The following is a 13,405-nucleotide window of genomic DNA, read 5'->3' as shown; positions in this document are numbered from 1 at the left end:
CCGCCGTGATGCCCCGAGCGTACGCGGCGGTCGACCGGATAGGCGACGCTGCGGCCATGATGGGCGCATGACGATCACCGGCGCGTGGACGCGCGCGGCCCGCGGGGCAATGCTGCTGGCCGAGGACGGGACGCCCGGCACCACGGTGTTCGCCGAGATGAGCGCGCTCGCGGCGGCGAAGGGGGCGATCAACCTCGGGCAGGGCTTCCCGGACGAGGACGGCCCCGCCGAGGTGCTCGAGGCGGCGCGCGAGGCCATCTCCGCCGGGTGGAACCAGTACCCGCCGGGACGCGGGACGCCCGAGCTGCGGAGCGCGATCGCCGACCACCAGGCCCGCTTCCACGGCATCCACGTCGATCCGGCCACCGAGGTGCTCGTCACGGCCGGCGCGACGGAGGCGATCGCCGCCACCCTCCTCGCGCTCGTGGAGGAGGGCGACGAGGTCGTGACGCTCGAGCCGTTCTACGACGCGTACGGGGCGCTCATCGCGCTCGCGCGGGGCGTGCACCGCACCGTGCCGCTGCGCGGACCCGACTTCCAGCCCGACCTCGAGGATCTGCGGAGCGCGGTCACGGACCGCACGCGCGTGATCCTCCTCAACGACCCGCACAACCCCACGGGCACCGTGCTTCGGCGGGAGGCGCGCGAGCTGATCGTGGAGCTCGCGATCGCGCACGACGCGGTGATCGTGACCGACGAGGTCTACGAGCACCTCGTGTTCGACGGATCCCACGAGCCCGTGGCCGCCCTGCCGGGCGCCCGGGAGCGCACGGTCACCATCTCGTCCGGCGGGAAGACGTTCCGCACGACGGGGTGGAAGGTCGGCTGGCTGACCGCGCCCGCGCCGCTCGTGTCCGCGATCCTCGCGGTCAAGCAGTTCCTCACCTTCGTCAACGGCGCGCCGTTCCAGCCGGCCATCGCCGTCGGCCTGGCCCTGCCGGACGAGGTCTTCGCGGGGATCGCCGACGACCTGCGGGCCAAGCGCGACATCCTCGCCGCCGGCCTCACGGCCGCGGGCTTCCGGATCACGCTGCCCGCCGCGGGCTACTTCATCGTCGCGGACGCGGCGCCGCTGGGCTTCCCGGACGCCCGCGAGCTGTGCCTGCGGCTGCCGGAGCTCGCGGGCGTGGTCGCGGTGCCGCTCTCCGCCTTCTGCCGGGAGCCGCTCGCGACCGAGCACGCCTCGCTCGTGCGGTTCGCCTTCTGCAAGCGCACGGAGGTGCTCGAGGAGGCGGCGCGACGACTCGCCCGGCTGGCGGACCGCCCGCGCTGACACGGCACCCGGGTACCACGGGGGGCCGCGGCCGGGGGCCGGAGGGGGGACGCGCCGCCGAGGGGCCGCCCCTAACGTGGGAGCCGCGGGCGCTGGGCCCGCGACCCCATCCTGAGGAGGCAGCGCGCATGATCGTCGCTGAGAACCTGACCAAGCGCTACGGCGCGAAGACCGCCGTGGACGGCGTGAGCTTCACCGTCCAGCCGGGCATGGTGACCGGATTCCTCGGTCCGAACGGCGCGGGCAAGTCCACCACGATGCGGATGATCGTCGGGCTCGACGCCCCCACGTCCGGCTCCGTCACCGTCAACGGCCGCCGCTACCGCGATCTGCAGGCGCCGCTGCACGAGGTGGGCGCCCTGCTCGACGCGAAGGCCGTGCACACCGGCCGCAGCGCCTACAACCACCTGCTCGCCATGGCGGCCACGCACGGGATCCCGCGCTCGCGGGTCACCGAGGTCATCGAGATGACGGGCCTGCAGCCCGTCGCGAGGAAGCGCGTCGGCGGGTTCTCGCTCGGCATGGGGCAGCGCCTCGGGATCGCCGTCGCGCTCCTCGGCGACCCGCGCACGCTGATCCTCGACGAGCCCGTCAACGGCCTCGACCCCGAGGGCGTGCTGTGGGTGCGCAACATCACCCGCTACCTCGCGGGCCAGGGCCGCACCGTGCTCCTCTCCTCCCACCTCATGAGCGAGATGGCGCAGACGGCCGACCACCTCATCGTGCTCGGCCGCGGGCGCGTGCTCGCGGACGCGCCCGTCGCCGCGGTCGTCGCGGGAGCCACGAGCGGCCTCGTCCGCGTGCGCTCCCCGCACGCCGACCGGCTCGGCCAGGCGGTGGCCCGGCCCGAGGTCGTGGTGACGAGCGTCGAGCGCGACGTCATCGAGATCACGGGCCTCACGGCCGCGCAGGTCGGGGACGCCGCGATGTCGGCCGGGGTCGTGCTGCACGAGCTCACGCCCGTCACCGCGTCCCTCGAGGACGCCTACCTGTCGCTCACGCAGGGCGACGTCGAGTACCACAGCGCCGCAGTCGGCACGACCGAGCAGGAGATCGCACGATGACCGCCACCCGCACCGCCTACGCGCCCGCCCCGGTGACGTCGGGCCGTCCCACGCTCCCCCGCCTCATGCGCTCGGAGTGGATCAAGCTCCGCACGCTCCGCTCCACCATCTGGTGCTTCGCGCTCGTCCTCCTCATCCTCGTCGGCTTCGCGACGCTGTTCACGCCGCTGGTCGTCGACCAGGTGCGGGAGCAGATCTCACTGCCGGGCGTGCCCGCGACCGACCTCCTCCTCTCGGTGGGGCTGAGCGGCGTCACGCTGTCGATGCTCGTGGCCGGGGTGCTGGGCGTCCTCGTCATCAGCGGCGAGTACTCGACCGGCATGATCCGCTCGTCCTTCAGCGCCGCGCCCCGCCGGTTCGGGGTGCTCGCCGCGAAGGCCATCGTCTACACGCTCGTGACGGCCGTCGTCACGGCCGTCGCCGTGGCCGGCGCGCTGCTCGTTGCGCGCGCCTTCTTCGTCTCCGCCGGCGCCGAGGTCGACGTGCTCTCGGGCGAGTTCCTGCTGGCCGCGCTCGGCGCCGTGCTGTTCGTGGTGCTCATCGGGCTCATGGGCTTCGGCTTCGGGCTCCTCCTCCGCAACGGCGCCGCCGGCATCGGGGCGCTCGTCGGCCTCGTGCTGGTGCTGCCCATCGTGGGCCAGCTGCTCGGCGGCGTCCTCGACTGGGTGGCCGACCTCGCGCGGTACTTCCCGCTGAGCGCGGGCAACCGCCTCTACAGCACCGGCACCCCCGCCCCTGGCGAGCTGGAGTTCTGGCAGGCGCTGCTCGTGATGGTCGGCTGGGTCGCCGTGATCCTCGTGCCCGCCCTGGTGCTCGCCCGCAAGCGGGACGCCTGATCGACGCGGACCGGAGGGCGCCGTCGGGCGCGGCGGACGTCGCCGCGCCCGACGGCGTCCGCCTGCCCACCCCGCCCGGCGCCGTCCGCGGCTGGATGGCCCGGCACCCGCGCGTCGTCGACGGGGCGCTCGCCCTGGTCGTGACGTGGGCGTCGATCGCGTCGGGCGCGGTGTCCGGCAGCCGCTCGGCAGTGCCCGCCGGGGGCGTCGTGGTCGTGGTGCTGGCGCTCGTCACCGGGGTCGCGCTGATGGCGCGCCGCACCCGCCCCGTGACCGTCCTCGCGATCGCCGGCGCCTCGGCCGCGGCCTCGGCCGTCATCACCGGCGCGTTCGACGGCATCGTGATCGCGGTGGCGCTGTACGCGGTGGCCGTGCACGGATCCACCCGCCGCGCATGGCTGGGACTCGGCGGCGCGGCGGCCCTCGCGGCCGTCGTGGTGCCGACCACCGCCGGGACGGGACCGCTCGACCTCTCCGCGGCGACGCTGCTCGTGGTGGCCCTCATCCCGATGCTGATCGCGACGCTGATCGGCGTCAACATCGGCGGACGGAAGCGCTACGTCGACGCCCTGCGCGACCTCGCGGTGCAGCTCGCCCGCGAGCGCGACCAGCAGGCGCTCCTCGCGACCGCGGCGGAGCGCACCCGCATCGCGCGGGAGATCCACGACATCGTGGCCCACGGGATCACCGTCATGGTGACCCTCGCGGACGGGGCCCGCGCGAGCGCCGTCGGGCGACCCGAGCTCGCCCGCGAGGCCATGCGCGAGGTCGCGGACACGGGCCGCACCTCGCTCTCCGAGATGCGGCGGATGCTCGGCGTGCTCGCCGAGGACGCCGACGCGGACGCGCCGCCCCTCCGCGCGCCGCAGCCCGGCCACGCCGACCTCGCCGCGCTCGTCGACTCGTTCCGCACGACCGGCCTGCCCGTGCGCTTCACGACGACGGGCGCCCCTCCCGACGACCGGGGCCGGCAGCTCGCCGTCTTCCGCGTCGTGCAGGAGTCGCTGACCAACGTGCTGCGGTACGCGCCCAACGCCGACCGGGTGGACGTGCGCGTCGACCACCGGCCCGACGCGATCACCGTGGAGGTGACGGACGACGACGTCACCGGTCCGGTCGTGCCGCCCGTCCCGGGCAGCGGACGCGGGCTCCTCGGGGTGTCCGAGCGGATGGCCGTCTACGGCGGCACCGCGTCGGCGGGCCGCCGGGAGGGCGGCGGCTGGCGCGTGCTCGCGACCCTGCCGAGCGGCCGCCACGACGTGCGACCCGGGGACGGCGACCGCCGCGCCCCGCTCCCCCCGCGGATCCAGGAGGACCGATGACCGACCCCGCCCGCCCCGTCCGCGTGCTCATCGTCGACGACCAGGCGCTCGTGCGCATGGGCTTCCGGATGGTGCTCGACGCAGAGCCCGGCATCGAGGTGGTCGGCGAGGCCGCCGACGGGCGCGCGGCCGTCGCGCGCACGGGCGAGCTCTCCCCCGACATCGTGCTCATGGACGTGCGGATGCCGGGCATGGACGGCATCGAGGCCACCACGGAGATCGTCGCGCGCCACCCGGCGACGCGCGTCATCGTGCTCACGACCTTCGACCTCGACGAGTACGCCTTCGCCGGCCTGCGCGCCGGCGCGAGCGGGTTCCTCGTGAAGGACACGCGGCCGGAGCACCTCATGGAGGCGATCCGCGCCGTGGCCGACGGCGACGCCGCCATCTCGCCGCGCGTGACGCGCCGCATGATCGAGCTGCTCGGCACGGCGATGCCCGCGGCGGGCGCCGACGCCGGCGGCGGCTCGGGCGCGGCGGATCCCCGGCTCCGTCCGCTCACCGCCCGCGAGCTCGAGGTGCTCACCGCCCTCGCCGAGGGCCTCACCAACCAGGAGATCGCGGGCCGCCTGTACCTGTCGGAGTCGACGGTGAAGACGCACGTGGGCCGGGTGCTCGCGAAGCTCGAGGTGCGCGACCGGGTGCAGGCCGTGATCCTCGCGTACGACTGCGGACTCGTGCGGCCCGGTGCGTGACGGGTCGCCGGGGGCGTCGCGTCGGCCCGTCCCGGCGCGAGAGGATGGAGTCCCCGGGGATCGGCCGGGCGGGCACCCGAGGAGCGGCATGACCACCATCCACGCGGACGCGCGCACCGCCGCGCGTCCCCTCCTCCGGGCCCGCCGCGCGGCGGATCCGCCCGTGGGCGACCCCGGCACGAGCACGGGCGCGAGCCCCGGCGCCGACACCGGCCTGCTCGAGCGCCCCGCCACCCCTCCCGTCTGGAGCTGCGTGGTGTGGAACGACCCGGTGAACCTCATGACGTATGTCTCGTACGTGTTCCGCAGCTACTTCGGGTTCCCGCGCGAGCGCGCCGACGAGCTGATGCTGCGCGTCCACGAGGACGGGCGGGCGGTCGTGGCCACCGGGATCCGCGAGGAGATCGAGCGCCACGTGCTCGCGATGCACGGCTACGGCCTGTGGGCGACGCTCGAGCGGGTCGACGCGTGAGGGCGTTCCGCGCCCGGCCCGACGGGACCGTCCAGGCGCACCTCGAGCCGCACGAGGTCGCGCTGCTGCGCGGGCTCCTCGGCGAGCTGACCGGCATCCTCGCCGACGGGGACGACCCGTCCGCCGGGGCCGACCGGTCGCCCGCCTCCCCCGGCCCGGTCACGGCGCGGCTCCTGCCCGACGCGTACCCCGACGACGCCGAGGCGTCCGCCGAGTTCCGCCGCTTCACCGCCACCGACCTCGCCGAGGCGAAGGCCGCGAACGCGTCCGTCGTCGAGGGCACGCTCGCGGAGGCCGACGCGCGCGGCCCCGGGCGGCGGGGCCTCCTCGTCGTGCTCGACCCCGCGGACGCGCAGGCGTGGCTGCGGACCCTCAACGACCTCCGGCTGGCGATCTCCGTGCCGCTGCGGATCGACGAGTCCGACGCCTGGCGCGCGCGGGCGCCCGAGGAGAGCGCGGGGCTGTACGACTGGCTGACGTTCGCGCAGGGCTCGTTGATCGAGGCCGTCGACCGCTGACCCGCCCGTGCGGGATGCCGGACCGTCCGCCGCCGCGGCGAGCATGATGGAGGTGACCCGCGGATCCGCCGGCCCGGCGGGCCGCGTCCGCAGGAGAGGAGCATCATGCGCGTCGTCGTCATCGGAGCGACCGGGAACCTCGGCACGGGGATCCTCCGTCGCCTGCACGCCGCGGGGGCCGAGATCGTGGGCGTCGCGCGGCGCATGCCCGACGCCTCCGTGGAGCCCTACTCCGGCGTGACCTGGCGGCTCGCCGACATCGGCGCGGCCGGCGCCGTCTCCGGGCTCGCGGCCACGATGCGCGGCGCCGACGCCGTCATCCACCTCGGCTGGGCGCTGCAGCCCAACCACCGCGAGCGCGTGATGCACCGCACCAACGTGCTCGGCACGGCTTACGTCCTCGAGGCCGTCGCGCAGGCCGGCGTGCCGCAGGTGGTCGTGGCCTCGTCCGTGGGCGCGTACAGCGCGGCGCCGAAGGACCGGCCGCGGGACGAGACGTGGCCCACCGGCGGGATCCACACCTCCCACTACTCGCGGCACAAGGCCGAGAACGAGCGCGCGATGGACGCCTTCGCGGCCGCGCACCCCGAGGTCGTCGTGACGCGCATGCGACCGGGGCTCGTGATGCACGACGAGGCGGCCGCGGAGATCGCGGGCCTCTTCCTCGGGCGGTGGATCCCGACGCGCTGGCTCGGGCTCGCCACCCGCACGCCCGTGCTGCCGCTCCCGCGGGAGCTGGTGTCGCAGGTCGTGCACGACGAGGACGTCGCGGACGCGTTCTGGCGCGCGGTGGAGCGGCGGGCGCCGGGGGCCTTCAACATCGCGACGGATCCGGTCGTCGACCCCGCGCTCGTCGGCCGCCTGCTCGGCGCGCGCGTCGTGACCGTGCCGCTCCCGGCGCTCCGCGCGCTCGTGTCCGCGAGCTGGCGGCTGCGCGTGCAGCGGACCGATCCCGGCTGGATCGACATCGCCGCGAACGCGCCCGTGATGTCGACCGCGCGCGCCCGCGAGGTGCTCGGGTGGGCGCCGCAGCATCCGGCCGAGGAGGTGCTCGCCGAGTTCGGGCGGGCGTTCGTGCGGCGCACCGGCCGCGAGGGCTCGGCGCCGCTCGCCGGATGACGCCCGGCATGGCGGAGGGCCGCCGGTGAGCGAGGACGCCGCGTTCGTGGCGGCCACCCTCGAGCGCGAGGGCGACGGGTACCGCGCGGACGCCGAGCGCGAGCGCCTGCGCTCCGACCTGGCCTTCGTGGGCGCGTCCGTGGGCGCCGTGCGCGGGACCGTGCGGGACCTCGGCCGCCGCCGGCCGGGCATGACGCGCGACGATGCGGTGGCGCTGGCGTCCGAGCTGTGGCGGAGCCGCGTGTACGAGCAGCGGCTCGCGGCGGTCGTGCTGCTGCAGGCGCACGTCGCGCGGCTCGACAACGGCGACCTCACCCGCATCGAGGGGTTCGTGCGCGACGCGCGGCTGCGGGCGCTCGTGGACCCGCTCGCGCTCGACGTGATCGGGCCGCTCGTGGACGGCCTCGCCGGATCCGCGCGCGCCAGGGCCGACGCCGCGCTCGACCGCTGGGCCGGCGAGCAGGACGTGTGGCTCCGCCGGGCCGCGCTCCTGTCCGCGTCGCGGCCGCTGCGCGCGGGCGGCGGCGACTGGGACGCCTTCCTCCGGCGGGCGCGGGTCGCCGGGGCGGCGCCGCGCGGCGGGCACGACGTCGTGCGGGAGGCGGTGGAGCGGATCCGCACGGACGTCGCGGCCGCCCGGCCCGACCTGCCCCTGCCGCCGGACGCCGGCGCCGGTACGGTCGGTCCATGACCTTCGACGACGACGCCCGCATCGACAGCAGCAAGGTCACGCGGCGTCGCGGCGGCCGGGGACGCACGACCGGCATCGCGGCGGGCGGGGGCGGGCTCCTGGTCGTCGTGGCCGTGATCCTCGTGCAGCAGTTCACGGGCGTCGACCTGTCGCAGCTCGTGGGCGGCGGCGCCGGGGGCGGCACCGGATCCTCCGACCAGCGCGACGAGGCGATCGAGGGCTGCACGACGGGCCGGGAGGCGAACGCGAGCGTCGAGTGCCGCATGGCGGGCGCCGCCGACTCGCTCGACACGTACTGGGCCGCGGAGGCCCCGGCCGTCGGGATCGCGGACTACGCGAGCCCGGGCTTCTCGCTCTTCGACGCGGCGACGACCACGGGCTGCGGCGAGGCGTCGAGCGCCACCGGGCCCTTCTACTGCCCGCCCGACCGGCGCCTGTTCGTCGACACGTCGTTCTTCGACGAGCTGCGCACCCGGTTCGGCGCGTCGGGTGGGCCGCTCGCGCAGATGTACGTGGTCGGCCACGAGTGGGGGCACCACATCCAGCAGCTCACCGGGGCCTTCGACCGCGCCGACCGCCGCGGCACGGGACCGGACTCCGACTCCGTGCGGCTCGAGGTGCAGGCCGACTGCTACGCGGGGGCCTGGATCGGCGCGGCCTCGCAGGTGCGCGACGACGCCGGCACGCCGTTCCTGGAGCCCGTCACCGCGGCGGAGGTGGCCGACGCGCTCGACGCGGCGGCCGCGGTGGGCGACGACCGCATCCAGGCGTCGGGCGGCGGCGGCGTGGATCCGGACACCTGGACCCACGGATCCGCCGAGCAGCGCCAGCGCTGGTTCGAGACCGGCCGCGCCGGCGGCCCCACCGCGTGCGACACCTTCGCCGTCGCGGGCGACCGGCTGTGAGGCCCCGCGGGGTCAGTCGGCGGCGGGCGCCGGCGGGTCCGTGCGGAACCCGACCAGCCGGTGGGTGCCGTCGCAGTAGGGCTTGATCGAGGAGACCCCGCAGCGGCAGAGCGCCACGGTGCTGCGCGTGCGGGGCACGGGACGGCCGTCAGGATCCACGATCTCGAACTCGCCGCGCACGAGGAGCGGGCCGTCCGGGTAGGCGATGATGCGCGGGACGTCGCCGGCCGGGCGCGCGGGCGCGGGCGCGGCGGACGACTCGCCGTCGGCGGGTGCGACGCTCACGCGGCGTCCGCCGGGACGGCACCCGCGGGGATCGCGCCCGCCACGACAGCGTCCACGGAGCCCTCCTCCGCCGGACCGCCCGGCGCGCGCCGCAGCGACGACCGCCCGGCCGTCCAGCTCGCCAGCACGTGCGCGCCGACCCAGCCCTCGACCTCGAGGCACGCGGCCGCGCCGAAGAGCACGTCGTCGAGGAGCTCGGGTTCGGACTCGACGAGCCCGCCCGCGAGGTCGTGGGCCGCGATCTGCTCGTGCACCGCGTCCGCCTCCACGTGCTCGTCGTAGTACCAGGCCACGTCGTCGCCGAAGCCGAGGCGGCGGATCCCGCTCGCGTACAGGCGGCTGGGCACGCTGGAGGTCATCTCGAACGCGGCGAGGTGGCCGACGATGGCGCCGCGGAGGCGACGGTGCAGGCCGAAGAGCGACATGGCGTTCGAGGAGGCCAGCGTGATCGCGGGCACGTCGTCGAGGTACGCGCCGTACCGGTCGTCGAGGCCGACGCCGCGGAGCGTGGCGCCGAAGATCGTCGCGTGGACGCGCTCGGGCCGCCCGCCGCCGTACTCGTCGGCCTGGATCTCGACGAGCGCGGCCTTCGAGCGGCCGCGGAGGCGCGGGATGGCCCAGGAGTGCGGATCCGCCTCGCCGAGCGTGTAGATCGAGCGGTGCGTGAGGAACTCCCGGAGCTGCTCCTCGGTCGCCTTGCGCGCGACGAACCGCGACAGCGACGGCCCGGAGTCGGCCGCGGTGAGCGCGAAGAGCGCGGCGGCCACGCCCCCGGACGTGGCCTCGGGACGCGCGGGCACGGACACCCGCTCGCGCAGGGCGGCCTCGAACGCGGCCTCGAGGATCCCGCGGACGGCGAGGAGGCGCGGGTCCCACTCGCGGTCGTCGTCGACCCCGGCGATCCCCGCGTGGTGCAGCTCGTAGAGGCAGAAGAGGGCGAGCTGGACGTCGTCGTCGCGGACGACGTCGTCCGTCGCGGCGAGCGCCTCGGCGGCGAGCGCCGCGAGGTCGGGGGCGGCGGCGATCCGGAGCGCGTCGGCGGCGGTGCCGGTGCGCGCGGATCCATCGGCGGCGGCCGCGCCCTGCGGGGCCGCGGTCCGGGCGGGCGCGCCGAGGAGGTCGGCGATCAGCGCGGCGCTCAGCGGGCCGCGCGGCGCGGGGACGGGCAGGGGCAGGGTGCGGACCGCTTCGTGGGCGGTGAGGACGTCGGTCATGGATCCACCCTGCTCCGACCCGCGGACGCCCGGCCGGGCGTGTCGGATCCGCCCCGGGCAGCGGTAAGGGAACGGGGTCACCGGCGGCCCGCGGCCGGGCGGGGCCCGTCCATCCGGGATACTGCGGAGGGGCCCGTGCGCGACGGGCCCGACCCGGATCGAGGAGGATGCCGATGCGCCGCGGCACGAACCTCCCCGCGATCGGCGGCTACAACCGCACCGTCGTGCTCGACGCGATCCGGCGCGCGACCGACGGCGCGAGCCGGTCCGAGGTCGCCGAGCGCACCGGGCTGAGCGCGCAGACCGTCACCAACGTCGCCCGCCGCCTCATCGACGAGGGGCTCGTGCGGGAGGGCGGCACCGTGATCCGCGGCCCCGGCAAGCCCCGCACGCTCCTGCACCTCGTGGCCGCCGGCCGCCTCGCCGTGGGCGTGCACGTGGACCCGGCCGTGATCACCGCGGTGCTCCTCGACCTCGAGGGCGCCGTGCTCCGGCACGCGAGCTCGCCGACGCCGTCCGCGTCGCGCCCGGACGACGTCGTGGCGCTGGTGGCCCGGCTCGTCGACGGGCTGATCCGCGACGCGGGCGTCGACCGGTCCGCGGTGCTCGGCGTCGGCATCGCGGCGCCCGGGCCCATCGACGTCGCCGAGGGCCTGGTGCTGGATCCGCCGATGCTGCCGCGCTGGCGCCACGTCCCGCTCCGCTCCGCGCTCGCCACCGCGACGGGCCTGCCCGTGCTGCTCGAGAAGGACGTGACCGCCGCGGCCGTGGCCGAGCTGTGGTTCGGCGACGGCGGCCGGCGGAACCTCGCCTTCGTCTACTACGGGACGGGCTTCGGCACGGGCCTCGTGCTGGGCGGCGAGCCCGTGCGGGGCGCGAGCTCGAACGCGGGCGACGCCGGGCACATCATGGTGGCGTCGCGCGGGCGGCGCTGCACCTGCGGGCGCATCGGCTGCGTCGGCGAGCTCATCACGCCGCACGCGCTCGTCCGCCAGGCCGTCGAGGGCGGGGCGCTCGCGCCGGGGGCTGTCTCGGACGCGGCGCTCGCGGAGGCCGCGGCGAGCGGCGACGCGGTCGACATGCGGCTCATCGGCGAGGCCTTCCACGCCCTGGCCGCGCGCGCCGACGCGGAGGACGGCCCGGCCCGGCGGATCGTGCGGGCCGCGGCCCGGCACCTGGCGCACGCCGTGGTGATCCAGGTGAACCTGCTCGACCTCGACGAGGTCGTCTGCGGCGGTCCCTTCTGGCAGCCGATCTCGCGGGTCGTGCTGGAGCTGCTCCCCGAGGAGGTGCGCCGCTCCCCCGCGCTCATCGCCAAGCACCCGGTGCGCATCGTCGAGTCGGCGATCGGCGACGACGTCGCCGCGGTGGGCGCCGCCTGCCTCGTGCTCGACAACGCCTTCTCGCCGCGGCCGTCCGCGATGCTCATCCGGCCGTAGCGCCCCGACGGCGGCAGCGTCGACCCCCGGCACCGGCCTCCGGCCTCCGGATCGTCGCGCATCCGCCGTGCCTGATGTCTTGACATGGATTAGTCCATACGTTTGGCTAACCCTCGACGACCGGCGACGACGCCGACCGTCCGGGCCAGTGGAGCAAGGGAGCACCATGACGAATCGAACGCCGCACCGCCGGACGCGGGCGCGCATCCTCCAGATCACGGCGGCCTCCGTCGCCGCCCTCCTCCTCGCCAGCGGCTGCTCGGGCGGCTCCGGCGGCGGGGACGGGAAGACCATCAAGGTCGCGTACCAGAAGTTCGGGACGTTCACCCAGATGGACGACCACATGAAGGAGACGGCTAAGACCTTCGAGGCCGCGAACCCCGGCATGAAGGTCGAGCTCGTGCCCATCGCCGCCCAGAACGACGACTACTTCACCAAGCTCGCGCTGATGAACCGCTCGCCCTCGACCGCTCCCGACGTGATGTACGAGGACACCTTCAAGGTCAAGTCCGACGCCGCCGCCGGGTACCTCCTCCCCCTCGACGAGCACGTCGGGAAGTGGGACGACTGGGGCGCCTTCTTCGACTCCGCCAAGCAGGCGGGCGTCGGCGAGGACGGGAAGGTCTACGGGATCCCCATGGGCACGGACACGCGCGCCCTCTGGTACAACAAGGACCTCTTCGCGAAGGCCGGGCTGCCGGTGCCGTGGGAGCCCAAGACCTGGGACGACGTGCTCGACGCGGCGAAGACGCTCAAGCAGGCGCTGCCGGACGTGGTCCCGATCAACGTCTACTCCGGCAAGCCGCAGGGCGAGGGCGCCACGATGCAGGGCTTCGAGATGCTGCACTACGGCACGCCCACGGGCACGCTCTACGACGACGCGTCGGGCAAGTGGCTCACGGGCTCGCAGGGCTTCGAGGACTCGCTCGGCTTCATCCGCGACGTCTACCAGGGCGGCGTCGGCCCGAAGCCCGAGGAGGCGCTCGACACCAACATCGGCACCATCGTCGCCGGCCAGTGGCTGCCGCAGGGCAAGCTCGCCATCGACCTCGACGGATCCTGGCTGAGCGGCACCTGGCTCGACAGCGGCACGAACCCGTGGCCCGAGTGGGACACCGTGATGGGGCAGGCGCCCATGCCCACGCAGGACGGCCAGGCGCCCGGATCCGTGAGCATGTCCGGCGGCTGGACCCTCGCGGTCGGAGCGAAGACGAAGGCCCCCGACAAGGCGTTCGAGTTCATCGCGGATGCGCTCGACAAGGAGGGCTCGAAGTCGTACGACATCGCCGCCAGCCAGATCGCGGTGCGCAGCGACGTGGCCGAGGATCCGGAGTACGTCTCCTCGAATCCCACCTCCGCGTTCTTCTCCTCGCTCGTCGACACGACGCACTTCCGGCCGGCGACCACCGACTACAGCCGCATCTCCAACGCGATCACGGTCGCCATGGAGTCGGTGATGACCGGCCAGCAGACGCCCGAGGAGGCGGCCGCCGCGTACGACCAGGCCCTCGTCGGCATCGTCGGCGCGGACGGGACCGAGAAGGCCGAGGACTGATCCGTGGCCACCCTCGC

The 13,405-nt window shown here is 75.5% G+C and carries 14 protein-coding genes; 12 read left to right on the top strand and 2 right to left on the bottom strand.

The genetic code is table 11. The features are described 5' to 3' along the window. The first annotated feature begins 67 nt into the window (after positions 1 to 67). From FGG90_RS02270 to ypfJ, 10 genes are all read left to right on the top strand, one after another. Positions 68 to 1,273: an aminotransferase class I/II-fold pyridoxal phosphate-dependent enzyme gene (locus tag FGG90_RS02270; protein WP_094130832.1), complete on the top strand. Its 1,206-nt coding sequence runs from the start codon at positions 68 to 70 to the stop codon at positions 1,271 to 1,273. A gap of 128 nt (positions 1,274 to 1,401) precedes the next feature. Then, positions 1,402 to 2,337, top strand: coding sequence for an ABC transporter ATP-binding protein (locus FGG90_RS02265; RefSeq protein ID WP_094130834.1), 936 nt, complete (start codon positions 1,402 to 1,404; stop codon positions 2,335 to 2,337). Further along, positions 2,334 to 3,173: an ABC-2 transporter permease gene (locus tag FGG90_RS02260; RefSeq protein ID WP_094130836.1), complete on the top strand. Its 840-nt coding sequence runs from the start codon at positions 2,334 to 2,336 to the stop codon at positions 3,171 to 3,173. The genes FGG90_RS02265 and FGG90_RS02260 overlap by 4 nt, the downstream gene beginning before the upstream one ends. Positions 3,174 to 3,268: 95 nt before the next feature. After that, the gene (locus FGG90_RS02255) at positions 3,269 to 4,495 is read left to right on the top strand and encodes a sensor histidine kinase (RefSeq protein ID WP_094130838.1); all 1,227 of its coding nucleotides are present in this window, start codon (positions 3,269 to 3,271) and stop codon (positions 4,493 to 4,495) included. Further along, positions 4,492 to 5,190, top strand: a complete 699-nt coding sequence (locus FGG90_RS02250) for a response regulator transcription factor (protein ID WP_094130840.1) — start codon at positions 4,492 to 4,494, stop codon at positions 5,188 to 5,190. The genes FGG90_RS02255 and FGG90_RS02250 overlap by 4 nt, the downstream gene beginning before the upstream one ends. 88 nt (positions 5,191 to 5,278) lie before the next feature. Beyond that, the gene (gene clpS / locus FGG90_RS02245; protein ID WP_094130842.1) at positions 5,279 to 5,662 is read left to right on the top strand and encodes an ATP-dependent Clp protease adapter ClpS; all 384 of its coding nucleotides are present in this window, start codon (positions 5,279 to 5,281) and stop codon (positions 5,660 to 5,662) included. Next, positions 5,659 to 6,180 carry a DUF2017 family protein gene (locus FGG90_RS02240; RefSeq protein ID WP_094130844.1) on the top strand — a complete coding sequence of 174 codons (522 nt, stop codon included), beginning with the start codon at positions 5,659 to 5,661 and terminating at the stop codon, positions 6,178 to 6,180. Before clpS ends, FGG90_RS02240 begins: the two co-directional genes overlap by 4 nt. A gap of 105 nt (positions 6,181 to 6,285) precedes the next feature. Then, entirely contained in the window at positions 6,286 to 7,299 is a 1,014-nt protein-coding gene (locus tag FGG90_RS02235) for an NAD-dependent epimerase/dehydratase family protein (protein WP_094130846.1), read from the top strand. A gap of 25 nt (positions 7,300 to 7,324) precedes the next feature. Further along, positions 7,325 to 7,990, top strand: a complete 666-nt coding sequence (locus FGG90_RS02230; protein ID WP_094130848.1) for a DNA alkylation repair protein — start codon at positions 7,325 to 7,327, stop codon at positions 7,988 to 7,990. Next, positions 7,987 to 8,895, top strand: coding sequence for a KPN_02809 family neutral zinc metallopeptidase (gene ypfJ, locus FGG90_RS02225; RefSeq protein ID WP_094130850.1), 909 nt, complete (start codon positions 7,987 to 7,989; stop codon positions 8,893 to 8,895). The genes FGG90_RS02230 and ypfJ overlap by 4 nt, the downstream gene beginning before the upstream one ends. A gap of 12 nt (positions 8,896 to 8,907) precedes the next feature. On the opposite strand, the gene FGG90_RS02220 is transcribed toward ypfJ, so the two are convergent. Both FGG90_RS02220 and FGG90_RS02215 read right to left on the bottom strand, forming a co-directional pair. Then, positions 8,908 to 9,180, bottom strand: coding sequence for a CDGSH iron-sulfur domain-containing protein (locus tag FGG90_RS02220; protein WP_094130852.1), 273 nt, complete (start codon positions 9,178 to 9,180; stop codon positions 8,908 to 8,910). After that, positions 9,177 to 10,394, bottom strand: a complete 1,218-nt coding sequence (locus tag FGG90_RS02215; protein WP_094130855.1) for an iron-containing redox enzyme family protein — start codon at positions 10,392 to 10,394, stop codon at positions 9,177 to 9,179. The genes FGG90_RS02220 and FGG90_RS02215 overlap by 4 nt, the downstream gene beginning before the upstream one ends. A gap of 173 nt (positions 10,395 to 10,567) precedes the next feature. Here FGG90_RS02215 and FGG90_RS02210 point away from each other — a divergent pair, with 173 nt between their 5' ends. Then, on the top strand, positions 10,568 to 11,833 hold the full coding sequence (locus FGG90_RS02210; protein WP_094130857.1) for an ROK family protein: 1,266 nt from the start codon (positions 10,568 to 10,570) through the stop codon (positions 11,831 to 11,833). A gap of 166 nt (positions 11,834 to 11,999) precedes the next feature. Beyond that, a complete protein-coding gene (locus FGG90_RS02205) occupies positions 12,000 to 13,388 on the top strand; it encodes an extracellular solute-binding protein (protein ID WP_094130859.1) in 1,389 nt (462 codons plus the stop codon). Positions 13,389 to 13,405 lie beyond the last annotated feature (17 nt).

Source organism: Clavibacter michiganensis subsp. tessellarius (assembly GCF_021922985.1).
Taxonomy (GTDB): domain Bacteria; phylum Actinomycetota; class Actinomycetes; order Actinomycetales; family Microbacteriaceae; genus Clavibacter; species Clavibacter tessellarius.
This window is presented reverse-complemented; position numbering and strand designations above follow the sequence as displayed.

Bases quoted from the DNA above. Each gene is read 5' to 3' on its own strand.
- ypfJ (WP_094130850.1), top strand. From the start codon at position 7,987: ATGACCTTCGACGACGACGCCCGCATCGACAGCAGCAAGGTCACGCGG.
- FGG90_RS02265 (WP_094130834.1), top strand. From the start codon at position 1,402: ATGATCGTCGCTGAGAACCTGACCAAGCGCTACGGCGCGAAGACCGCC.
- FGG90_RS02215 (WP_094130855.1), bottom strand. From the start codon at position 10,394: ATGACCGACGTCCTCACCGCCCACGAAGCGGTCCGCACCCTGCCCCTG.
- FGG90_RS02255 (WP_094130838.1), top strand. From the start codon at position 3,269: ATGGCCCGGCACCCGCGCGTCGTCGACGGGGCGCTCGCCCTGGTCGTG.
- FGG90_RS02235 (WP_094130846.1), top strand. From the start codon at position 6,286: ATGCGCGTCGTCGTCATCGGAGCGACCGGGAACCTCGGCACGGGGATC.
- FGG90_RS02205 (WP_094130859.1), top strand. From the start codon at position 12,000: ATGACGAATCGAACGCCGCACCGCCGGACGCGGGCGCGCATCCTCCAG.
- FGG90_RS02270 (WP_094130832.1), top strand. From the start codon at position 68: ATGACGATCACCGGCGCGTGGACGCGCGCGGCCCGCGGGGCAATGCTG.
- clpS (WP_094130842.1), top strand. From the start codon at position 5,279: ATGACCACCATCCACGCGGACGCGCGCACCGCCGCGCGTCCCCTCCTC.
- FGG90_RS02250 (WP_094130840.1), top strand. From the start codon at position 4,492: ATGACCGACCCCGCCCGCCCCGTCCGCGTGCTCATCGTCGACGACCAG.
- FGG90_RS02260 (WP_094130836.1), top strand. From the start codon at position 2,334: ATGACCGCCACCCGCACCGCCTACGCGCCCGCCCCGGTGACGTCGGGC.
- FGG90_RS02210 (WP_094130857.1), top strand. From the start codon at position 10,568: ATGCGCCGCGGCACGAACCTCCCCGCGATCGGCGGCTACAACCGCACC.